Origin of the sequence: Listeria swaminathanii, assembly GCF_014229645.1 — a bacterium.
Lineage (GTDB): Bacteria > Bacillota > Bacilli > Lactobacillales > Listeriaceae > Listeria > Listeria swaminathanii.
In genome coordinates this window covers 70847-92563 of record NZ_JAATOD010000002.1, presented here as the reverse complement: position 1 = coordinate 92563, position 21717 = coordinate 70847, and the positions used below count along the sequence as shown (strand labels likewise).

Here is a 21717-nt window from a genome sequence, read left to right as displayed (position 1 = left end):
GGACATAGAAAGGGGACGGGACATATGCGGATTGGAATGCGAACGGTGAAAACCGCGATTGCAGCGACACTAGCGATTATTTTAGCGGAATGGCTACATTTGGAGTATGCAGTTTCGGCGGGGATTATCGCGATTTTAAGTGTACAAAATACGAAAAAGGGGTCTTTACAATTAGCCGTTCAGCGGGTTTATTCGACCGTTTTGGCGCTCTCGATTGCAGCCGTATTTTTCATGCTAATCGGCTATAATGCAGTGAGTTTTGGACTTTATTTACTTATTTTTATTCCCCTCGCTGTTAAATTACACGTGGCGGACGGGATTGTTGTTAGCTCGGTACTCGTATCACACATTTTATTAGAACAATCATTATCATTCTTTTGGTTTAAAAATGAACTATTACTCATGGCGGTCGGCGCTGGTATTGCAATTATTTTAAATTTATACATGCCGAAAATGGAAGACGAAATAAAACGAAGTCAACAAAAAATCGAAGCGATTATGCGCCAAATTTTAACGGAGATGACGCAAGGACTTCGAAATCAATCGGAATATCATGATGAATTTGGCTTATTACACCAATTAAAGGGTACACTAGACTATGCGCAAGAAAAAGCCGCGCGAAATTTGGACAACCAGTTTTTTGCTTCGTCTCATTATTATTCGCAGTATGTGGACATGCGGCTCGTGCAGTACCGGATTTTGACGCAAATGAAACGGCATTTAGTCGCGTTTGATCATTCTTCGGAGCAAAGCATGGCACTGGCGGAAATTACGGAAAAAACGGCGCAAACACTAGATGAACATAATACAGCAGAGGATTTAGTAGCGGAAATTACAACGATGGTGCATGAGTTTCGCAGTAGTAAGCTCCCAGAAACACGGGCAGAATTTGAGAATAGAGCGATTTTATTCCAGTTTATGAATGATTTGCGCTATTTATTAGAAATGAAGCGGGACTTCTATGCGGAGTTCGGTTTGAAGGAAAAAGAAATGACGAGAGGGCGATAAACGATGATTAATAAAATTGGCCAAGTAATGTTATATGTGGAAGACCAAGCGGCAGTGAGAGACTTTTGGGTAGAGAAGCTAGATTTTGTTGTCGTGTCAGAAGAAATTGTAAACGGCGAAATTCAGTGGATTGAAATTGCTCCAACGAAAGGCATGGAGACTACTTTTGTACTTCAAAATAAAAAGAAAGTCGCTGAAATGAACCCTGATATGAATCTTGGGACACCATCGATTTTACTGTTTGGAACCAATCTTGCAGAACTGTATGAGGAATATAAAAATAAAGGGATTACCGTTGGCGAGTTAGTTGACTTACCGATGGGGCGCGTGTTCAATTTTGCGGACAATGAAGGAAATTACTTTGCGATTTGCGAAAAATAAAAAATCCAGATGACAGTCGATGCGATTGTCATCTGGATTTTTTTAAATAGTAGGGACTAATTGTTTCTCTGCAAGTGCTGCCTGAGCTGCTGCAAGTCGCGCAATTGGAATGCGGTACGGGGAACAGGATACGTAAGATAGTCCTAATTGGTGGAAGAACTGGATAGACTCTGGGTCGCCACCATGTTCGCCGCAAACGCCCATTTTTAAATGTTCCGAAGTCATTCGGCCACGCGTCACCGCCATTTCAACGAGTGCACCAACACCAGACTTATCAATCGTGACAAATGGGTCTTTCGGCAAAATGTCTTTTTCATAATAATCAGCGAGGAATTTAGTCGCATCATCGCGCGAAAAACCATATGTTAGCTGCGTTAAATCATTGGTGCCAAAGCTGAAAAATTGCGCTTCTTCGGCGATTTCGTCCGCAGTCACGCAAGCACGCGGAATTTCAATCATCGTGCCAATATCATATGGAAGCACCATTCGTTCTTTATCAAAAATGGCATGAATCGCTTGCTTCAATTCTGCTTTAATATAGCTTAGTTCACTTTTTGTCGCGATTAGTGGAATCATGATTTCTGGATGAACATCGATTCCTTCATCATGAACAATCACTGCGCTTTCCATAATTGCTTCCGCTTGCATCCGGTAAATTTCCGGGAAGGTGATTGCAAGGCGGCACCCACGATGACCGAGCATAGGGTTGGATTCCGCAAGTGCTTGAATTCGTTTCGTAATTTGCGAAACCGTTCGATTCATCGCACTCGCTAATTCCTCGATTTCACGGCTTGTTTTCGGCAAAAATTCATGTAACGGAGGATCAAGCAAGCGAATGTTTACCGCACGCCCAGCGGCAATCCGGAATAATTCACTGAAATCGGCTTTTTGCATTTCTTTTAACGTTGCTAAAACGGACTCGCGCTCTTGTAAAGATTCTGCCAAAATCATTTGTCGCATAAAAGGAATTCGTTTTTCATCAAAAAACATATGCTCGGTACGACATAAGCCAATTCCTTCTGCGCCAAACGAAAGGGCTTTTTTAAAGTCCGTCGGTGTATCGGCATTAACGCGGATTGTCAGTTTTTTCTCCGCATCAGCCCACGCCATTAGTTCGTCAAAATGTCCGCCAATCGAAGCATCTGTGAGTGCAATTTCGCCAAGGTAAACATTGCCAGTACTACCATCGAGTGAAAGAAAGTCACCTTCATGAAGGACTTCGCCAGTCGCAAGCGTGATTGTTTTTTCTTTTTCATTAATAGTTAATTCGGCGCATCCAGCGATACAACATTTTCCCATGCCGCGAGCAACAACAGCCGCATGAGAAGTCATACCACCATGAGCCGTTAAAATGGCATTGCTCCGCGCCATACCTTCAATGTCTTCAGGAGAAGTTTCATTACGAACTAAAATGACAGATATTCCATGCGCATTTGCTTGAACAGCTTCTTTTGCTTCAAAGAAAATTTGGCCTGTTGCTGCGCCGGGGCTTGCAGGTAAACCGGTTGCGATTATTTGGCCATTTATAAGAGCGCTTTCAAGGAAGGCTGGGTGAAGTAATTGATTTAGCTGCTTCGTTTCTATGCGCATTATTGCTTCTTCGCGCGTAATTTTTCCTTCATGGACAAAATCGACCGCTGTTTGAATAGCAGCTTTGGCAGTCCGCTTGCCGTTTCTAGTTTGCAAGACATAGAGCTTTCCTTTTTCAATCGTAAATTCAATATCCTGCATGTCTAAATAATGATTTTCAAGAAGTTCGCACGTGTGGAGGAGCTCTTTATAAACAGTAGGCATTCTTTCTTCCAGTGCGCTAATTGGCTCAGGCGTGCGAATGCCAGCAACAACATCTTCACCTTGTGCATTAAGTAAAAATTCGCCAAATACAGTCTTTTCACCAGTTGACGGATTCCGTGTAAAAGTAATGCCAGTTCCGCTTGTTTCACCAGTGTTCCCAAAAACCATCGCTTGAATATTTACAGCTGTACCAAAACTTGCATCAATATCATGTAAGCGGCGGTAAATGACTGCGCGAGGGTTCATCCATGAATCAAAGACAGCGATAATAGCTAGTCGCAGTTGTTCCAGTGGATTTTGCGGGAAATCTTGTCCTGTTGCTTGACTGAAAATCCGTTTATACGCATCGATTAATTCACTTAAATCTTCGGCAGTTAGTTCCGTATCTAAATGGTAATCATTCGCTTTTTTAATACGAGTAAGTGCCTGCTCAAATTGATAGCTCGGAATTTCAAAAACAACATCGCCGAACATTTGAATAAAGCGGCGGTAAGAGTCAAAAGCAGAACGAGCGTCACCCGTTAAATTGGCTAATCCGTTAGCTGCCTGATCATTTAGTCCAAGATTTAAGACAGTATCCATCATACCGGGCATCGAAAATGGGGCGCCAGAACGCACCGAAACGAGTAGTGGATTTTCCGCAAATCCAAAAATTTTCCCAGTTTGTTTTTCGAGTTGTGCCAAGTGAATTTTGACTTCTTCAAAAATGTCGTCGGATAGATGTTTATTGCCAGCTGTATAATCATTACAAGCATCGGTCGAGATAATAAAACCAGGCGGAACAGGCAAACCGATATTCGTCATTTCTGCCAAATTTGCCCCTTTTCCTCCTAAAAGATTTTTCATTTCTTTAGAACCTTCACTGAACTGATAGACAAATTTTCTCACTTTATTCACCTCTTCTAATTAATGGTAACTCGTGATAATTTCCGTGATTAATGCGGCAGTTTCCTCAATTGCTTTGTCTTCTACATGGATTACTTGGCAGCCAAGCTTTTTGAACGTATCATAACCATATTCTAATTCTTCTAAAATGCGTTTTTCGCTGGAATAACTACTTGCTTCATCTAAACCAATGGATTTTAAACGGACTTTGCGAATTTGCGCCAGTTTTTCCGGGGTGGTTGTAAGGCCAATAATACGTTTGCTGGGAATTTGAAACAGTTCTTCTGGAAGTGGGATTTCTGGAACAAGTGGCACATTAGCGACTTTCCAATTTTGATTGGCAAGGTAGCTACTTAGTGGGGTTTTACTTGTTCTGGAAACGCCAACGAGAACGATATCAGCGTCCAGTAGGCCACGTGGATCTTTGCAATCATCATATTTTACAGCGAATTCAATCGCGGCAATACGATCAAAATAATTGCTATCAAGTCGGCGCATGTTGCCGGGATCTTGTTTGGATTTTAAGCAGGTTTTAGCTTCAACGGCAGCAGTTAATGTATGTAATAAATCGATATTCGGGATATTGTTTTTAGCGCAAAAATCGGTTGCAAACTCGGCTAGTTTGGATTGAACGAGCGTTTGAACAACAATGCCATCAGCGGCCTTTGCTTCCTCTAGTGTTTCCGTTAAAGCGTTTTCATCTCGGATAAAAGCATGGCGCCGAATATCGGCAGGCTTAGTAAGCGAAAACTGCGCTGTCACCGCGCGAATAATGTGTTGGGCTGTTTCTCCGATAGCATCTGAGATAACGTATATAATAACCGGATTTTCCATATTTTCCTCCTATTAAACCTTTTTTATTGTATCGACAAAAAGTGATGTAATACGTGTTTTGGAAATTTTTCCGACAACCTTGGCGTTTTCAAGAACGGGAAGCGAATCGATTTGGTGGAATACGAGTTGTTCCGCGGCGTGCAAGACGGTGTCATCTTTAGTAACCGTAACTAAGTTTGGCATTCGCGTCATAATTGTCGCAATTGGTGTGGCTTTCGTATCAGCATCAGCAAGAGCACCTTTTAATAAATCTTTTCGCGAAACGAGTCCAACCAATTGCTCTTCATCGACAACGTATAAACTACCAATATCTTCCATGAATAGCATGACAATCGCGTCATAAACACTAGTTTCTTTTTTTGCGAAAAATGGTTGGGTCATAATATCTGCTACTTTTAACTGACGAATTTCATCAAAATGAATCGGATTATTTTCTAAGCCAGAGTAGAAGTAGCCGACTTTAGGACGCGCATCCAAAATTCCAGTCATCGTTAAAATTGATAAATCAGCTCGAATGGTAGCTCGTGTTAGTTTTAAATGGGCGGCGATAGAGTCACCAGTGGCGGGCTCATTTGCGCGAACATAGGCAACAATCTGATGTTGTCTAGGAGAAAGTTCGATGGGAATCACATCCTTTAATTATGTTATGCTAATCATTATATAGTATGACATAATTAAAAACAAGCCCCAATTGTGTCATACTATATAAAAAAAACCTCCTCAAATTTGAGAAGGTTTAAAAAGCACTATTTACACATAAAATAAAATACAGAAATACATAAAAGCTGTTCCCGCAATAACAAACAAATGCCAAATCGCGTGCATATAAGGAACACGTGGAATACTGTAAAAAATCGCGCCTACGGTAAACATAATACCACCAGTTGCAAGAAGCCAAAAGCCAGTTGGTGTTAGTCCGGCATAAAGTGGCTTAATCGCAAACATCACCATCCAGCCCATCAGTAAGTAGACGATTGTCGACAACAATTTTAATTTACCAGTCATAAATATTTTATAAATAATCCCAGCAATCGCGAGCCCCCAGATTACACCGAATAATGTCCATCCAAGTGTTCCTTGAATCGTAATCAAAACAAACGGCGTATAACTACCAGCAATTAAAACGTAAATTGCAGCATGATCCATAATATTAAAAACAGTTCGCGCCTTGCAAGGTTTAAAGCTATGAAGCAAAGTGGAACAAATATAAAGCAACATCAGTGAAATGCCATAAATTAAAAAACTCGTTAAATAAAGAGGATTATCTTTCCCGGCGGCGAATATTATAAGTAAGACGAGCGCGGGAATACTAAGAATAAATCCAACCCCATGTGTAATGGCGTTCGCTAGTTCTTCTTTCCAATTATAAGAAGTGACATTCATTTTATCACCATACTTTTCTACAGATTTTGTGAGGATTATAGGTCTATCATACGATAAAAAATGAAGAATAGAAAGGCAAATACCAATTCTTTCTCTTTTCTTAAAACTAGTTTATAGGTTGTGTATACCGCCGGGAATGTTATAATAAGATTAAAATAAGCAAAAATGGATGTGGCTATATGAGGAAAATAAAAATTATCACAGACTCAACTGCTGGACTAACATTAGAAGAAGCAGCAAAATGGAATATTGACATTTTATATTTAACAGTAGAAATCGACGGAAAAATTTATAATCCGAAAACAGACATTACACCAGAAGAATTCATGGTGCGAATGGCAGAAACGAAAGAATTACCTAAATCTTCCCAACCAGCAATTGGTTCTTTTGTAGAAGCCTATGAAAAATATACGGCAGAAGGGTATGAAATCCTTTCTATCCACTTAACCGAAAAGCTTAGTGGTACTGTCAATGCAGCACGCCAAGCAGCAGACATGGTGGAAGGAAATATTACTGTAGTAGACTGCGATTACACAGCGCGCGGACAAGCATTCCAAGTATTGAAAGCAGCTGAAATGGCACAGTCTGGTGATTATTCCGTTGAAGAAATTCACGCCAAAATTAATGATATTCGCGACAAAACAAAACTATATATCGTTGTCGTAACACTCGATAATTTAATTAAAGGTGGTCGTGTTGGCCGGATGCAAGGATTCCTAGGCAGCCTTTTAAATATCAAATTAATTGCCAAACTAACAGACGGACAATTAGAAGAAGAAACGAAAGTCCGCAGTAACAAAAAAGTGCTACAATATTGCTTGAATTTAATTAAAGATGAGCCGAAAAAAATTCAACAGCTAGACGTTGTTCATGCGAATGGACTGAATTTAGCAGATGATTTTATCGCGGAATCGAAAGAAATAACCGGTTTAACAGAAATTCCACTATTTTTTGCAGACCCAGTCATCTCCACACATGCTGGAACAGGCGCGTTTGCATTTATGTACTATACTGACTAAGTGAGTGATTGCATATGACAAAGAAAAAATGGCTGTGGCTAACAGGAAGCGTGCTCGTTATCGCGCTTCTAGTTGGCGCAGTTTTTGGTATCAAGTATTATAAAGAATCAAAAGAAATCCCGATTAATTTAGTTGCCATGGGCGATTCATTAACAGAAGGCATCGGTGATGAAAATAAAACAGGCGGCTATGTCGGTATTATTCCAGAAAAACTAGAAGAAGACCCCGATGTCGCAAGCGTAAAAACTAGTAATTATGGCGTATCTGGAAATAAGATAGGTCAATTAGAAAAACGCTTGAAAACAAACGAAAAATTTCAAGAAGACGTCAAAAAGGCGAATGTTATCACGATTACCATTGGCGGTAATGATGTCATGGCTATTTTGCAATCGCGTTTGTTAAAAGTTGATGTGGATGATTTTACAGAAGCTAATAAAGAATTTCAGCAAGAACTAGAAACGCTACTTAAAGATATTCGCTCTTACAACGATGATGCGGCAATTTTCTTAATGGGCATTTATAATCCGTATACGACTTACTTCAGTCATATTAAACAATTTGATGAAGTGATTACAGACTGGAATGCTGCGTCTAAGAAAACTATCGCCCAAGACAAAAACGCGTATTTTGTACCAATTGCCAAAGTGATAGAAGACCGCGATGATACAAGTAAAGACAAACCTAATCCGCTCCTGTCAGATGATTATTTCCATCCCAATCATAAAGGGTATGAAAAAATGACAGCTGAATTAGACAAAGCCATCGTAGAGCAATTAAACGAAGGCAATATTCCCAAATAGAAAGGTGTTAAAATCGTGCAGAGAGAAACACGATCGGCTCCCAAAAAACCAAAACCCAATTACTGGAAATGGATTTGTATCACATTAATCACTTTGCTCCTTATTTCCGCTGGTTGGATTTATGTGGCAGTTTTCAAACTTAGCCCGCAAGAAGAACCAACGCCAACCCTTATTAGCAATAAATCGGCGGTTGAATTTCAAACGAGTACAACAAAAGCAGATTTAAACCAATTGATCAGTTCTTATATAGAAGATTTTAGTAAGGATCAGGAAATCGGCTATAAAGTTTTTCTAGCAAATAACGTTAACTTTACTGCAGAAGCGAAAATTTTCGGTGAACCTGTTGAACTGCACTTAAAATTCTCACCAAAAGTAGTCGACAATGGCAACGTAGAATTAACACTCAAAGATATGTCAGCCGGCGCATTACCGTTACCTGTATCTTACGTAATGAACTATGTAAATAAAAACTACAAATTCCCTGATTGGGTTACAATCATCCCTAAAAAAGAAAAAATCTATCTATCTTTAGATAAATTAAAACTCCAAGGCGATACAAAAGTACGCGCCGATACGCTAAATTTGAAGAAAGACGATATTTCGTTTACACTTTTAGTACCAGTTAAGTAATTTGGCTGGCTGAATCCTAGTTAGGGGGCATTTTTATGACAAAAGAATCACTTGAAATAGCAACATTTGCTGGAGGGTGCTTTTGGTGTATGGTAAAACCTTTTGATACGCAACCAGGAATTGAAAAAGTCGTTTCGGGTTACACAGGCGGTCATACGGTTAATCCAACCTATAAAGAAGTTTGCAGCGGGACAACAGGACATACAGAAGCAATCCAAATCACATTTGATCCGGCGGTTTTTCCATATGAAAAACTAGTCGAAGTATATTGGCAACAAACAGATCCAACCGATGCAGCAGGTCAATTTGTCGACCGCGGCGATTCGTACCGCCCAGTTATTTTCTACCACAATGAAGAACAAAAGGAAATCGCTGAAAAATCGAAAGCGGCACTTGATGCAAGCGGCAGATTTAAAAAGCCAATTGTGACAGAAATTGCCAAAGCAGAAACATTTTATCCAGCAGAAGAATATCACCAAGATTTCTACAAAAAAGAAAAAGCGCACTATGAAGGCTATCAAGTTGCTTCAGGTCGTGCTGCATTCATAGATGCCAACTGGAAAGGGTGAAATCAAATGGATGAAAGTAAAAAGAACGAGCGTCTTAAACAACTTACAGATATACAATATAATGTGACCCAAAAAGCGGGTACCGAACGCCCATTTCAAAATGAATTTTATGATAATGGGGCGAAAGGCATTTATGTAGATATTGTTTCAGGAAAGCCGTTATTTTCATCCAATGATCAGTACGATGCTGGCTGCGGTTGGCCGAGTTTTACTAAGCCAATCGATGAAACAGAAGTTATCGAACATCGAGATTTGACTCACGGCATGATTCGGACGGAAGTGAAGTCCGCTGATGCTGATTCACATTTAGGGCATGTTTTTCCGGATGGACCACAAGACAAAGGTGGACTTCGCTACTGTATTAATTCTGCAGCGCTTAGATTCATTCCTGTGGATAAGTTGGAAGAAGAAGGCTACCAAGCATATAAAAGAATCTTTGAATAAACAAATGATGCCAGAAAATGAAATGCGTAGAATAATATCGCGAAATCATTCTCTGGCATTGTTATGAAAAGGAGCGATACACATGTTAAAAGTAGCAGTAGTAGGTCTTGGCGGCATCGCGCAAAAAGCATATTTGCCAGTTTTTGCTGAAATGGAAAATATCGAGGTGCATCTGTATACGAGGGATGCGCAGAAGTTGAAGCATTTAAGTGAGAAATATCGTTTTGATCATTATCACCAAAGTATTCACTCGATGATTGAGTCGGGTGTCAATGCGGCATTTGTTCATTCGTCGACAGCAAGTCATCCGGAAGTCATCCGAACTTTTTTAGCGCATCATATTCCAGTATATGTGGATAAGCCAATTGCGGATAATTTACCGGAAGTAGAGGAATTAACGCGCCTAGCAGAAGAACAAGACACGCTGTTGATGACTGGTTTTAACCGTCGTTACGCACCGAAATATCAAGAATTAAAAGCACTAACAGAGACGAATATGATTATTATGCAAAAGAATCGCGCGGCGCAACCGGGCGAGGCTCGTACATTTATTTACGATGATTTTATTCATGTCCTTGATACAGTCCGCTTTTTATTAGACGCTAAAATAGAGCAATTAACTGTTTTCCCAGTTTGGCAAGAGGAACTTCTGGCAAGTGTCACTGTGCAAATTACAGCAGGAGGTAAAGTGGCGACTGCTATCATGAATCGCGATAGTGGCGTGAATGAAGAACGCTTAGCAGTGATGACACCGAGCGCTAAATATGAAGTGGAAAATGTTACAGAAACCCATATTTATGAAGGCACGACAGAACGATTTGAACGTTTTGGCGACTGGGAAACAACGCTATATAAAAGAGGATTTGTTTCGATTATCCAAGCCTTTTTAACGGCTGTGCGAAATGGCGAGAAAGCACCAATTTCTAAGGAAGATGCACTGGAGACGCATCGACTTGCAGAAGAAATTCTAACTAAACTAGAAAATTAACTTTATTTTTTTCAGGAAATCAACTATAGTTAAAGCATAAAAAGAGCGGAGTGTGTTGTACGTTGGGAAGATCATTTTATCATTTTTTAATGACATATCGGGACCCGAAACTAACAGATCAGAAAACGGAATTTGCCAACAATGCATACCGAGATCATAGTTTTCCAAAGCAAACGAGAAATTATCATATTCTTTGTGATTATCTGGAGTTTAACGCGCCATATTTGCCGGGAATGTCTATTTTCGATGAGCTTTGGGATGCTTATTTGCTAGATGAAGAGAAAAACAAACACTAGGAGGAAAAAAGATGAGCGTACATATCGAAGCAAAACAAGGGGAAATTGCAGAAACTATTTTATTACCAGGAGATCCGTTAAGAGCGAAGTACATTGCGGAAACATTCTTGGAAGATGTCGTGTTATTCAACCAAGTGCGTGGAATGCTAGGATTTACTGGTACATATAAAGGCGAAAAAGTTTCTGTAATGGGAACTGGGATGGGCATTCCATCAATTTCGATTTATGTAAATGAATTAATTCAAAGCTATGATGTGAAAAACTTGATTCGCGTTGGTACAATGGGCGGGATTCAAGCAGACGTAAAAGTACGCGATGTTGTTATCGCGCAAGCAGCTTCCACAGACTCACAAATAAATCGTAACACTTTTGCAGGAGTAGATTTTGCGCCAGTTGCAGATTTTTCTCTTCTGAAGAAAGCCTATGATGCAGGTATCGAAAAAGGATTATCAATTAAAGTCGGCAATGTGTTTTCTGCGGATCGTTTTTATAATGACCAACTGGATAAGCAACAATTAGCTGACTACGGGGTACTTGGAATCGAAATGGAGGCAGCCGCACTTTATACGTTAGCGCAAAAATATGGTCGTCGCGCGTTAGCTATTTTAACAGTAAGTGACCACATTTTTACTGGGGAAGAAACATCGGCAGAAGAGCGCCAAACTACTTTTAATGATATGATTGTTGTGGCGTTAGAAGCTGCCATAAAATAATTTTAATTACTAACTTAGAATTAGACTTAATGTATACAGGAAGGTTGATAAACATATATGAGTTCTTTATTAACAATTGCTTTAGCTATCAGCATCAGTTGTGTGCATACGGTGGAAGATCAATATTTCGGCGGTACAAATGCTGATTCGGTCGCTAAAGTGGAACAAAAATCGGCTGGAAATCAATCACTCGCAGAATTAGAAAAAGACCCACTTTATCCGTATATTGATAAACAAAATAAACTAACGGAAAAAAATGGCATAAAGTATATTGAAAACGAGGAAAACATGCTGGTTCTTGCCAACAAAGATTTCTCCTTGCAACCAACATATACCCCACCAGACTTAGTTCGTCCTAATGTGACATTTTCTTTCGGCAATCAACAAGTCGAAAAAGCACAACTGAGAAAAGACGCTGCTAAAGGATTAGAAGAGATGTTTGCTGCTGCGAATAAAGATGGTAAGAAACTATTTGCCGTATCTGGTTATCGTTCGTATAAACGCCAACAAGAGGTATTCCAAGCAGAAGTTAATGCCAAAGGGGACCAAAAAGCAAGAGAAGCTGTAGCCTATCCAGGAACAAGTGAACACCAAACTGGTTTAGCGATGGATATTTCTTCTGAAAACCAATCATATGAACTAACAGAAGCTTTCGGAAATACTCCAGAAGGCAAATGGTTACAGGAAAACGCGCATAATTACGGCTTTATCCTGCGTTATATGAAAGGTCGCGAAGATATTACAAAATATCAATACGAATCTTGGCATTATCGTTATGTTGGCAAAGATGCCGCAACGATTATTTACAAGAATAACTGGACGTTAGAAGAATTTTTTGAGCAAGTTGAGGCACTTCAAAAGAAAGTAGATGCCGCGAAATAACAAGCTTTTGAGCCATAAACATTCATTTGTTTATGGCTTTTTTTATGCGTACAGAAATTAAATGGTTGCATAAAATACCTATAGGGGGTATACTGTTAATTGTAGAAACAAAGGAGGAGAAAAAATGAAACACGACCAACCAATTGTTCCACGCAAAGAAGACGAAACAAAATTACTTCAAAATCGTTTGCGACGTATCGAAGGCCAAATCCGCGGTATTGCTCAAATGGTCGAGGATGATAGATATTGTACAGACATTTTAGTTCAAATTTCAGCAGCCAATAAAGCGCTCAAAAATGTTGGCTTGCAAGTACTCGAACATCATACGGCACACTGTGTTGTCGATGCAGCGAAAAATGGGGAAGATGACGTAATGGAGGACTTACTTAAAGCAATACGTCAATTTTCTAAAACCTGAGGGGGGTATATAAGATGAGCGATAAATATGTAAGACAAGATTTAAACGTTTTTGGAATGACTTGTGCGGCTTGTTCCACGAGAATTGAAAAATCGTTAAATAAAGCAGAAGGCGTGGAAAAAGCGAACGTCAATTTAGTAACAGAAAATGCGGCCGTTTATTACGATCCAGAAGTAACATCGACAGAAGATTTAATTAAAGTCGTCAAACATGCGGGTTACGATGCAGCAGAAAAAATGACCAAAGAAGAAAAAGATGCGGTTTTAGAGAAGAATTTCAAAAAAGAAGTAAGACGTTTTATTCTTTCCGCCGTTCTATCACTTCCTTTACTGCTTACGATGGTCACACATATTCCGTATATTCACGAAATGGCCTTTGCAGAAACGATTGGCAACTGGATTAATCCAACAATCCAATTAGTACTCGCAACAATTGTGCAATTTTATATTGGTTGGCGCTTTTATGATGGGGCTTATAAAGCACTTCGAGGTAAAAGTGCGAACATGGACGTTTTAGTTGCGCTCGGTACATCTGCTGCTTATTTCTATAGTGTGGTGGAATATATTCGTCACATGATTGATCCAAGCGTGATGCCACATTACTATTTTGAAACAAGTGCGGTTCTGATTACGTTAATTTTATTAGGTAAATTGCTAGAATCGTACGCCACTTCGAGAACAACCGAATCAATTGCTGGACTACTTGAACTACAAGCAAAAGAAGCAACCGTTATTCGTGAAGGGAAAGAATGGCTAGTGCCAGTAGATTCTCTGAAAATTGGTGATGTCATCCTAGTTCGTCCAGGTGAAAAAGTGCCAATGGACGCAGAAATCATTTCCGGCGAAACAAGTATTGATGAGGCGATGATTACTGGTGAACCTGTGCCAGTAGAGAAAAAGCCAGGTGACTCGGTTATTGGGGCTACGATTAACTTTGACGGGGCTTTCCAAGCAAAAATCACGAAACGTATGGAAGAAACGGTTTTAGAATCGATTATCCGTTTGGTGGAGGAAGCGCAAGGGATTAAAGCACCAATTCAACGCTTAGCTGATAAAATTTCCGGTATTTTTGTTCCGATTGTACTAGGGATTGCTGCTGTGACATTTATTATTTGGTACATTGTGACTGGTACTGTGGATGGCTCGCTCGAAGCTGCCATCGCTGTGTTAGTTATCGCCTGTCCGTGTGCGCTCGGACTCGCAACACCAACCGCTATCATGGCTGGAACTGGTAAAGGCGCCGAAAGTGGGATATTATTTAAAGGTGGCGAACATTTAGAACGTACATCAAAAGTCGACACAATCATTTTTGATAAAACTGGTACTTTAACAGAGGGAAAATTAGAAGTTAGCGATAAAAAAGCAGCACATGATCAATTTTTCGCTTATTTATTCTTAATGGAACAACAATCAGAGCATCCGATTGCAAGAGCAATTATCAAGATGCTAGAGTCTGAAAATGTCGATGTATCCGCGATTAAACAAGGGAAAATTCGTGCGAAAGCTGGACACGGGATGACAGGTACTTTGGATGAAAGTAAGGTCGAATTAGGAGCTTACCGCTATGTTTCTGCACTTACAACGATACCAAAAGAAGCAGATGAGTTAATTGAAAGTTGGATGCACGCTGGAAAAACCGTTGTTGCAATGGCAATCGATGGCGTATATGCCGGCGCACTCGCTTTATCCGATACACCGCGACCAGAAGCAAAAGAAGCCATCCAAAAACTACAGGCACAAGGCATCAAAACCGCTATTTGTTCTGGTGACCAAGCAGTTGTTGTTGAGAATATGGCGAAAGATTTAGGAACCGATATGTTTTTTGCCGAACAACTACCAAATGATAAAAGTGCATTAGTAGAAAAATTACAACAAGAAGGCCATATCGTTGCTTTCGTTGGCGATGGCATTAACGATGCGCCAGCCCTTGCAGCAAGTGATATTGGGATTAGTATCGGGACAGGAACAGACATCGCGATTGAAACAGGCGACGTAACACTTGTAAGTCATCGTTTGACATTGATTCCAGAAACAATCGAACTTTCCAAAGCAACCATGCGCAATATTCGCCAAAACTTTTTCTGGGCACTTGCCTATAACTGTGCGGGTATTCCGATTGCCGCATTAGGCTTACTTGCACCATGGGTAGCAGGTCTTGCAATGGCATTTAGTTCCGTTTCCGTTGTAACGAATGCGCTACGCTTAAAAAGATATAAATTTAAATCATAGGAGGAGAAAAATATGGAAAAACTAATTTTGAATGTAGAAGGTATGACTTGTGGACACTGCGAGGCTCGCGTAACAAAAGCTTTATCAGAAGTAAGTGGCGTGAAAAATGCGGTAGTTTCCTTAGATGAAGGAACAGCGACAGTTGAATTCGAAAAAGGACAAGTAACAGAAGATGCGCTTATTGATGCTGTAGAAGAAGCAGGATATGAAGTAGCTTAATTTAAAAGCAAAAGGAGGATTCTTAGCGGAATTCTCCTTTTTTATATGTCATGAAAAAAAGATACCAAAATGACCCGAAAACTGGTAAAATAAATGAGTTAAATAAAATGTGCTAGCAGTAGCCACATTTTACATAGAAAGTGGTGAAGGAAGATGGAACAATCCCCACAAAACGAACCAGATAAAGTGGAGAAAAACGAAGAACAAAAATCAAAACCTGGCAATGGTTATATAAAAATCAAGTTATTCCCATTTATAATGCTATTATTCGCTTTTGTCTTTGTTACGGCATTAGTGACAACCATCGTGATGTCTTTAGGGGATGACAAGCAAGTCAAAGTGAGTATTCCAGAACGAAAAGAATTTACAAAGCTATATGATGTATACGACGAAATTACAAATAAATATTATAAAGATACCAAATCAAGCAACATGATAGACGGAGCAATTAGCGGGATGGTTAATTCGTTAGATGATCCTTATTCCACTTTTATGTCGAAAAAAGAATCATCAGCCTTCAATGATACGATTTCTTCTAGTTTTGAAGGGATTGGCGCTGAAATTCAAGAAAAAGATGGCGCAATCGTCGTTGTTTCTCCAATCAAAAACTCTCCAGCCGAAAAAGCTGGTTTACGCCCGCAAGATATTATTACACAAGTAGACGGGAAGTCTGTCAAAGGCGATACCGCAACCGAAGCAACTCAAAAAATCCGCGGTGAAAAAGGAACAAAAGTAACCCTTACGATTCAACGTTCCAATGAAGATAAACCATTTGATGTTACGATTACACGCGATGAAATTCCAATCGAAACCGTTTATAAAGAAATGGGCAGCGATAAAATTGCGCACGTCACAATCAGCACATTTTCTGAAACAACCTATGATGAGCTTGAAAAAGCACTCAAATCCCTTGAAAAAGATGGCATGAAAGGACTTGTCATTGACTTACGAGGAAATCCTGGTGGGTTACTTGACCAAGCCGTTTCTATTTCTAGTCTGTTTGTTCCTGATGGCAAAGTTGTCGTACAAGAACAAGGGAAAGATGGCAGTAAATCAGCCATTAAAGCCGATAGCAGCTCACATGGCGATTATAAAGTAAAAGTACCAACTACCATGCTTATTGATGGTGGGAGCGCAAGTGCTTCAGAAATTCTTGCAGCAGCAGCGAAAGAATCTGGCGGCATTAAACTTGTCGGAGCAAAATCATTCGGTAAAGGGACTGTCCAAACAGCGACTACTTTATCCGATGAGTCGACACTAAAACTAACAGTCGCAAAATGGTTAACACCAAATAGCGAATGGATTCATGAAAAAGGTATTACGCCAGACGTGGTTGTGAACATGCCAAATTACGCAACCATGACTATTCCTTCCTCCACAAAAGTCTACCAAAATGGCGATTTCGGTGATGATGTAAGAACCATCGAAACCATGCTCAAAGCACTAGACTATAACGTTGGAAAAGTAGACGGCTTATACGATATAGATACAAAATATGCTGTTGAGAGATTCCAAGCAGCAAACAAATTAGATGTAACGGGAATTATGACAGGTGTAACAACCGATAAATTAGTCGAATTAACGCAAAAACATCTAAAAGAAACAGATCCACAACTACAAAAAGCAAAAGCCTTGGTGAAGTAAACGTACAATTTTTTTGAAAAACTGGAGGTAGCAAAAAAAATGGAAACATACTTAGAAATTGAAACATTGATTAAGCGAATTTTTAATAGTTTTCGTCACGAAGTTGAAGCAGTACTCGATAAAAGATTAAGTGGTAGCGAATACCGGGTCTTGAGTTTGATTTCGAGCGGACTTACGAAAACATCGGAATTAGCTAAAACGCTTGATGTTTCAGCCAGTCACATTACAGCCATTACAGATACTTTAGTCGAAGAACAGTTTATTACACGTCATCGTTCTGAAGTAGACCGCCGCATTATTGAACTAAGACTAACCGCAAACGCCGAGGAATTTGTCAAAGAAATTGATAAAAAGAAAAAAGAAATGATCGTCAAACGCTTTGCTGTTTTTTCCGAGTATGAACAAGCGGAATTCCGCAAACTACTCAAAAAATTAGCAGACGGTTCCATTAAATAAATAGTAAAAATCCCGTAGTCTAATCGGCTGCGGGATTTTTTTATGAACATTTTACTTTACAACAAAAAGATTCTTCGTTATACTTTGGATGAAAGTTGCTCTAAGGAAACATTTTTAGTTATGTATAAAATTTAGTCTTGAAGGAAAAGGGTGGTATACATGGAAATCCAAGGTTTAACAATCGCATACAAGCAAAAAGTGGCAATTGATAATGTCACACTTCAAATAGCAACAGGAAAATTAACAGGCATCGTCGGTCCGAATGGGGCTGGTAAATCAACCTTATTGAAAGGAATGATGGGGCTAATTCCTCGTGAACAAGGTCAAGTGACTTTAGCCGATAAGCCACTTTCCTATTGGAGAAAGAAAATCGCATACGTACCGCAACGAAGCGAAGTGGATTTAACGTTCCCGATTACGGTTTTTGATATGGTGCTGCTCGGAACGTATCCAGCGCTCGGACTAATTAAACGTCCCGGAAAGAAAGAGAAACAACTCGCATTAGACGCGCTCGAACAAGTGGAAATGACAGGCTTTATGAAAAGACAAATCGGCGAACTATCAGGTGGCCAATTACAACGGGTATTTATCGCACGCGCACTTGCGCAACATGCCGAGATTTTCTTTTTAGATGAACCGTTTGCTGGCATTGATATGACGAGTGAAGCGCTGATTATGCGGCTATTAAAAAAACTAAGAGACAATGGGAAAACGATTGTCGTTGTGCATCATGATTTCCATAAAGTGGCGGCTTACTTTGACGATATCATTTTACTCAATAAAAAATTAGTAGCACACGGTCCAGTAGAACAAACATTTACAGAAGAGAAAATTAAATTTGCTTACGGTGACGCGCCGGTAGCATTTGCGGCGGGGGTGTAGACGATGTTGTTTTTAGAAGGCTTGATGCAATATAGTTTTTTACAAAAGGCACTGATTACTTCTGTGACAGTTGGGATTGTGTCGGGTGTGATTGGTAGTTTTATTATTTTAAGAGGGATGTCACTCATGGGAGATGCGATTTCTCATGCGGTGTTGCCGGGTGTGGCGATTTCTTACATGATGGGGATGAACTTCTTTATAGGGGCTGCAACGTTTGGTATTGCGGCGGCGCTTGGCATCGGTTTTGTTAATCAAAAAAGCCGAATCAAAAATGATACAGCAATTGGGATTGTTTTTAGCGCATTTTTCGCACTCGGGATTATTTTAATATCTTTTGCGAAAAGTAGTACGGATTTGTATCATATTTTATTTGGGAATGTGCTTGCGGTGCGGAGTTCGGATATGTGGATGACGATTATTATTGCGATACTGGTGATTTCGCTTGTGGCACTTTTTTATAAGGAATTTCTCGTTAGTTCGTTTGATCCAGTGATGGCAGAAGCTTACGGCCTCAATGTGAAATTCTTGCATTATTTCTTGATGCTACTTTTAACGCTTGTAACGGTTTCGGCTTTGCAAACGGTTGGCATTATTTTAGTGGTGGCGATGTTAATTACGCCAGCAGCGACGGCTTATCTGCTTACGAATAAATTATCGAAAATGATTGTTCTTGCTTCTACATTTGGGGCAGTGAGTGCGATTATCGGACTTTACTTTAGCTATATTTTTAACCTAGCATCTGGTGCGGCAATGGTGTTAGTTGCGACGATTATTTTCTTTATCGCCTTTTTATTCGCACCAAAACAAGGCTTATTATTTTCTAAAAAGAGGGAGGTCATCGAATGAAAAAAATGCTCGTTGTGGCACTTTTCGCGTTAGTTGTAGTACTTGCGGGGTGTTCCAGTCAAAATAGTGCTTCGAAAAATACAGATGGAAAATTAAATGTAGTAGCAACCTATTCGATTTTAGCGGATATTGTTAAAAATGTCGGCGGGGACAAAATCGAGCTTCATAGTATTGTGCCAGTTGGTGTGGATCCGCATGAATATGATCCGTTGCCAGCCAATATTCAAAGTGCATCAGATGCAGATTTAATTTTTTACAATGGATTGAATTTGGAAACGGGGAACGGTTGGTTTGACCGTATGCTTGAAACTGCAGATAAATCACGAGACGACAAAGATCAAGTGGTGGAATTAAGTAAAGGAGTGCAACCCAAATATTTAACCGAAAAAGGGAAAACGTCCGAAACCGATCCACATGCTTGGCTCGACCTGCATAACGGAATTATCTACACAGAAAATGTGCGAGATGCACTTGTAAAAGCAGACCCAGACAATGCGGCGTTTTACAAAGATAATGCGGCAAAATATATTGCGAAGCTGGACGCATTAGATAAAGAAGCCGAACAAAAATATGCTGATTTGCCAGAAAATCAAAAAACGTTAGTAACGAGCGAAGGCGCATTTAAATATTTTGCAGCTCGCTACGGTTTGAAAGCAGCCTATATTTGGGAAATCAACACAGAAAGCCAAGGCACACCAGATCAAATGAAACAAATTGTCGGCATTGTGGAAAAAGAAAAAGTGCCTAATCTATTTGTGGAAACTAGCGTAGATCCACGTAGTATGGAAAGTGTCTCTAAAGAAACTGGCGTACCAATTTTTGCGAAAATTTTCACGGATTCGACGGCGAAAAAAGGCGAAGTGGGCGACACGTATTTAGAAATGATGCGCTACAATTTAGATAAAATTCATGATGGTTTAGCTAAATAAAAAAAACGCAGAGATTAACTTGAAATCTCTGCGTTTTTTGCGTTTAAGGAAAGTTTTTGCTCCGTTTTCCGAACTCGAAGCGATAAAATAAATGCGGCGACAAATAGGCCGGTACTTAAACCAATCCAGTAACCGAATGGTCCTAAATTCGTAAAGGATAAGCCGTAGCCGACTGGAAGGCCAATCAACCAATAAGAAATAAAGGCAACAATCGAGGTGATTGTAACATCTTTATACCCCCGAAGTGCCCCAAGAACTGGCGACAAGACAGCATCCGCAAATTGGAACAGAATCGCGTAAACTAAGAAATGCATAATTAAATCAATAAGCGCGGGGTCATTCGTGTAAAATCCGGCAATTGTATCGCGGAAGAAAAATAGGATAGCTCCGTTCACGCAACCAATCAAAATCGCAGCGGTCATGCCGATATGGCGATACTGTTGGGCGTCTTTTAAGCGTTTCGCGCCGGTTTCGTAACCACCAAGAATGGTCAGCGTAGAAGCGACACTAAGCGGGAAGGCGTAAAGCAACGTACAAACACTATTTGCTGATTGATGCGCCGCAATCGTTTCCGTCCCAAAAGCGCCCATTAAAATCGTCACCGCCGAGAAAATACTCGTTTCAAATAAAATTGTTAACCCGTTTGGCACACCAATCCCGATAATCTCTTTTACCTTCGAAAAACGAGGCGCGGTAAGGCTTTTAAAAATACCGAACTTGCGTAATCTCGTTTGTGTTTGAATCAAAATCACACTAACTAAAACAACGAGCCAATACGTAATTCCTGTCGCGTAACCACTACCAGCACCACCCATTTCCGGAAAGCCGAAGTTCCCAAAAATAAAGCAGTAATTTAAAAAGATATTAAATGGAACGGTACAAAGCGTAATCAGCATCGTCACCCGAGTCAATCCAAGCGAGTCAATGAAAGAACGCAGAATCGCGGAAATAAAGAAAGCGGGAATCCCGATACAAATGCCGTTCAAGAAATGACGGGCGATATCCGCGACTTCTGCCGTAACTGGCATGTGTGTCAAAATCGTTGGAACGACTAAAAAATTAATAAGAATTAAAATAAATGCTAAAAATAAAGCAATATATAGACCGTTATGCACCGTGTTTTTGACTTGTTTTTCTTTCTTCGCCCCGATTAATTGGGCGATGATTGGCGTAATGGCCATCAGTAACCCAGAAAAAGCGGCATTCACCGGAGCCCAAAACGAGCTACCAATCGCTACACCAGCTAGCGCTTGATTCGAATAATTTCCACTCATCGTCGTATCAAAAAATGTCATGGAGAAAAGTGTGAGTTGCGTAATGACTATCGGTGTGAATATTGTTAAAAATTGTTTCCATTTTGCCCCATATGTGACTGTTTGTTGCAAGTAATCATCTCCTTTTTGCATCCATTCAGATTATAGCACAAATCCGGCGAAGTGGCGGCGTAACAAAAAACTTTTCCTTTCGTA

General features: G+C 40.0%; 24 protein-coding genes. 19 read left to right on the top strand and 5 right to left on the bottom strand.

Annotated features, from left to right (window positions below; all coding sequences use genetic code 11):
* Positions 1 to 24 precede the first annotated feature (24 nt).
* Together HCX62_RS07620 and HCX62_RS07615 are read left to right on the top strand one after the other, a co-directional pair.
* Positions 25 to 1008, top strand: coding sequence for an aromatic acid exporter family protein (locus HCX62_RS07620; protein ID WP_185638194.1), 984 nt, complete (start codon positions 25 to 27; stop codon positions 1006 to 1008).
* A 3-nt stretch (positions 1009 to 1011) separates the two neighbouring features.
* Entirely contained in the window at positions 1012 to 1389 is a 378-nt protein-coding gene (locus HCX62_RS07615) for a VOC family protein (RefSeq protein ID WP_185638192.1), read from the top strand.
* A 42-nt stretch (positions 1390 to 1431) separates the two neighbouring features.
* Here the strand turns inward: HCX62_RS07615 and ppdK are convergent, their stop codons facing one another.
* The 4 genes from ppdK to trhA form a co-directional block, all read right to left on the bottom strand.
* Positions 1432 to 4071, bottom strand: a complete 2640-nt coding sequence (gene ppdK, locus HCX62_RS07610) for a pyruvate, phosphate dikinase (protein ID WP_185638190.1) — start codon at positions 4069 to 4071, stop codon at positions 1432 to 1434.
* A gap of 18 nt (positions 4072 to 4089) precedes the next feature.
* On the bottom strand, positions 4090 to 4902 hold the full coding sequence (locus tag HCX62_RS07605; RefSeq protein WP_185638189.1) for a pyruvate, water dikinase regulatory protein: 813 nt from the start codon (positions 4900 to 4902) through the stop codon (positions 4090 to 4092).
* A 12-nt stretch (positions 4903 to 4914) separates the two neighbouring features.
* The gene (ccpN, locus tag HCX62_RS07600; protein ID WP_185638187.1) at positions 4915 to 5532 is read right to left on the bottom strand and encodes a transcriptional regulator CcpN; all 618 of its coding nucleotides are present in this window, start codon (positions 5530 to 5532) and stop codon (positions 4915 to 4917) included.
* A 120-nt stretch (positions 5533 to 5652) separates the two neighbouring features.
* Complete coding sequence (gene trhA, locus HCX62_RS07595; protein ID WP_185638185.1) at positions 5653 to 6285, bottom strand: PAQR family membrane homeostasis protein TrhA; 633 nt, start codon at positions 6283 to 6285, stop codon at positions 5653 to 5655.
* Positions 6286 to 6464: 179 nt separating this feature from the next.
* Between trhA and HCX62_RS07590 the strand changes: the two genes are divergently transcribed.
* The 17 genes from HCX62_RS07590 (at position 6465) to HCX62_RS07510 (ending at position 20248) form a co-directional block, all read left to right on the top strand.
* Entirely contained in the window at positions 6465 to 7304 is an 840-nt protein-coding gene (locus HCX62_RS07590) for a DegV family protein (RefSeq protein ID WP_185569220.1), read from the top strand.
* Positions 7305 to 7318: 14 nt separating this feature from the next.
* Positions 7319 to 8104 carry an SGNH/GDSL hydrolase family protein gene (locus HCX62_RS07585; protein ID WP_185638183.1) on the top strand — a complete coding sequence of 262 codons (786 nt, stop codon included), beginning with the start codon at positions 7319 to 7321 and terminating at the stop codon, positions 8102 to 8104.
* A gap of 15 nt (positions 8105 to 8119) precedes the next feature.
* Positions 8120 to 8734, top strand: a complete 615-nt coding sequence (locus HCX62_RS07580) for a YpmS family protein (RefSeq protein WP_185638181.1) — start codon at positions 8120 to 8122, stop codon at positions 8732 to 8734.
* Between the two features lie 35 nt (positions 8735 to 8769).
* The gene (msrA, locus tag HCX62_RS07575; protein ID WP_185638178.1) at positions 8770 to 9303 is read left to right on the top strand and encodes a peptide-methionine (S)-S-oxide reductase MsrA; all 534 of its coding nucleotides are present in this window, start codon (positions 8770 to 8772) and stop codon (positions 9301 to 9303) included.
* 6 nt (positions 9304 to 9309) lie between these two features.
* Positions 9310 to 9747, top strand: a complete 438-nt coding sequence (msrB, locus tag HCX62_RS07570) for a peptide-methionine (R)-S-oxide reductase MsrB (protein ID WP_185638176.1) — start codon at positions 9310 to 9312, stop codon at positions 9745 to 9747.
* 82 nt (positions 9748 to 9829) lie between these two features.
* Positions 9830 to 10735 (top strand): Gfo/Idh/MocA family protein, encoded by a 906-nt coding sequence (locus HCX62_RS07565; protein ID WP_185638174.1) that lies wholly within the window; start codon positions 9830 to 9832, stop codon positions 10733 to 10735.
* Positions 10736 to 10797: 62 nt separating this feature from the next.
* On the top strand, positions 10798 to 11031 hold the full coding sequence (locus HCX62_RS07560) for a YozE family protein (protein WP_003720177.1): 234 nt from the start codon (positions 10798 to 10800) through the stop codon (positions 11029 to 11031).
* An 11-nt stretch (positions 11032 to 11042) separates the two neighbouring features.
* Entirely contained in the window at positions 11043 to 11744 is a 702-nt protein-coding gene (gene deoD / locus HCX62_RS07555; RefSeq protein WP_185638172.1) for a purine-nucleoside phosphorylase, read from the top strand.
* Between the two features lie 57 nt (positions 11745 to 11801).
* Positions 11802 to 12626, top strand: a complete 825-nt coding sequence (locus tag HCX62_RS07550) for a M15 family metallopeptidase (protein ID WP_185638170.1) — start codon at positions 11802 to 11804, stop codon at positions 12624 to 12626.
* A 124-nt stretch (positions 12627 to 12750) separates the two neighbouring features.
* Entirely contained in the window at positions 12751 to 13044 is a 294-nt protein-coding gene (gene csoR / locus HCX62_RS07545; RefSeq protein WP_003723408.1) for a copper-sensing transcriptional repressor CsoR, read from the top strand.
* Between the two features lie 14 nt (positions 13045 to 13058).
* Positions 13059 to 15272: a heavy metal translocating P-type ATPase gene (locus HCX62_RS07540; RefSeq protein ID WP_185638168.1), complete on the top strand. Its 2214-nt coding sequence runs from the start codon at positions 13059 to 13061 to the stop codon at positions 15270 to 15272.
* A gap of 12 nt (positions 15273 to 15284) precedes the next feature.
* A complete protein-coding gene (locus tag HCX62_RS07535) occupies positions 15285 to 15491 on the top strand; it encodes a heavy-metal-associated domain-containing protein (protein WP_008948192.1) in 207 nt (68 codons plus the stop codon).
* A gap of 153 nt (positions 15492 to 15644) precedes the next feature.
* Positions 15645 to 17135 (top strand): lmo1851 family serine protease, encoded by a 1491-nt coding sequence (locus HCX62_RS07530; protein ID WP_185638166.1) that lies wholly within the window; start codon positions 15645 to 15647, stop codon positions 17133 to 17135.
* A 39-nt stretch (positions 17136 to 17174) separates the two neighbouring features.
* Positions 17175 to 17591 (top strand): MarR family winged helix-turn-helix transcriptional regulator, encoded by a 417-nt coding sequence (locus tag HCX62_RS07525; RefSeq protein WP_008948190.1) that lies wholly within the window; start codon positions 17175 to 17177, stop codon positions 17589 to 17591.
* 159 nt (positions 17592 to 17750) lie between these two features.
* Entirely contained in the window at positions 17751 to 18473 is a 723-nt protein-coding gene (locus HCX62_RS07520) for a metal ABC transporter ATP-binding protein (RefSeq protein ID WP_185638164.1), read from the top strand.
* A gap of 3 nt (positions 18474 to 18476) precedes the next feature.
* Positions 18477 to 19319, top strand: a complete 843-nt coding sequence (locus tag HCX62_RS07515; RefSeq protein WP_185502063.1) for a metal ABC transporter permease — start codon at positions 18477 to 18479, stop codon at positions 19317 to 19319.
* Positions 19316 to 20248, top strand: coding sequence for a metal ABC transporter substrate-binding protein (locus HCX62_RS07510; RefSeq protein WP_185638162.1), 933 nt, complete (start codon positions 19316 to 19318; stop codon positions 20246 to 20248). The genes HCX62_RS07515 and HCX62_RS07510 overlap by 4 nt, the downstream gene beginning before the upstream one ends.
* Positions 20249 to 20262: 14 nt before the next feature.
* Here HCX62_RS07510 and HCX62_RS07505 read toward each other — a convergent pair whose 3' ends face one another.
* Entirely contained in the window at positions 20263 to 21633 is a 1371-nt protein-coding gene (locus tag HCX62_RS07505) for an MATE family efflux transporter (protein WP_185638160.1), read from the bottom strand.
* Positions 21634 to 21717 lie beyond the last annotated feature (84 nt).

Coding starts and splice junctions, on each gene's coding strand:
- HCX62_RS07620 (WP_185638194.1), top strand. CDS start 25: ATGCGGATTGGAATGCGAACGGTGAAAACCGCGATTGCAGCGACACTA.
- HCX62_RS07615 (WP_185638192.1), top strand. CDS start 1,012: ATGATTAATAAAATTGGCCAAGTAATGTTATATGTGGAAGACCAAGCG.
- HCX62_RS07605 (WP_185638189.1), bottom strand. CDS start 4,902: ATGGAAAATCCGGTTATTATATACGTTATCTCAGATGCTATCGGAGAA.
- trhA (WP_185638185.1), bottom strand. CDS start 6,285: ATGAATGTCACTTCTTATAATTGGAAAGAAGAACTAGCGAACGCCATT.
- HCX62_RS07590 (WP_185569220.1), top strand. CDS start 6,465: ATGAGGAAAATAAAAATTATCACAGACTCAACTGCTGGACTAACATTA.
- HCX62_RS07585 (WP_185638183.1), top strand. CDS start 7,319: ATGACAAAGAAAAAATGGCTGTGGCTAACAGGAAGCGTGCTCGTTATC.
- msrA (WP_185638178.1), top strand. CDS start 8,770: ATGACAAAAGAATCACTTGAAATAGCAACATTTGCTGGAGGGTGCTTT.
- msrB (WP_185638176.1), top strand. CDS start 9,310: ATGGATGAAAGTAAAAAGAACGAGCGTCTTAAACAACTTACAGATATA.
- HCX62_RS07565 (WP_185638174.1), top strand. CDS start 9,830: ATGTTAAAAGTAGCAGTAGTAGGTCTTGGCGGCATCGCGCAAAAAGCA.
- deoD (WP_185638172.1), top strand. CDS start 11,043: ATGAGCGTACATATCGAAGCAAAACAAGGGGAAATTGCAGAAACTATT.
- HCX62_RS07550 (WP_185638170.1), top strand. CDS start 11,802: ATGAGTTCTTTATTAACAATTGCTTTAGCTATCAGCATCAGTTGTGTG.
- csoR (WP_003723408.1), top strand. CDS start 12,751: ATGAAACACGACCAACCAATTGTTCCACGCAAAGAAGACGAAACAAAA.
- HCX62_RS07540 (WP_185638168.1), top strand. CDS start 13,059: ATGAGCGATAAATATGTAAGACAAGATTTAAACGTTTTTGGAATGACT.
- HCX62_RS07535 (WP_008948192.1), top strand. CDS start 15,285: ATGGAAAAACTAATTTTGAATGTAGAAGGTATGACTTGTGGACACTGC.
- HCX62_RS07530 (WP_185638166.1), top strand. CDS start 15,645: ATGGAACAATCCCCACAAAACGAACCAGATAAAGTGGAGAAAAACGAA.
- HCX62_RS07525 (WP_008948190.1), top strand. CDS start 17,175: ATGGAAACATACTTAGAAATTGAAACATTGATTAAGCGAATTTTTAAT.
- HCX62_RS07520 (WP_185638164.1), top strand. CDS start 17,751: ATGGAAATCCAAGGTTTAACAATCGCATACAAGCAAAAAGTGGCAATT.
- HCX62_RS07515 (WP_185502063.1), top strand. CDS start 18,477: ATGTTGTTTTTAGAAGGCTTGATGCAATATAGTTTTTTACAAAAGGCA.
- HCX62_RS07510 (WP_185638162.1), top strand. CDS start 19,316: ATGAAAAAAATGCTCGTTGTGGCACTTTTCGCGTTAGTTGTAGTACTT.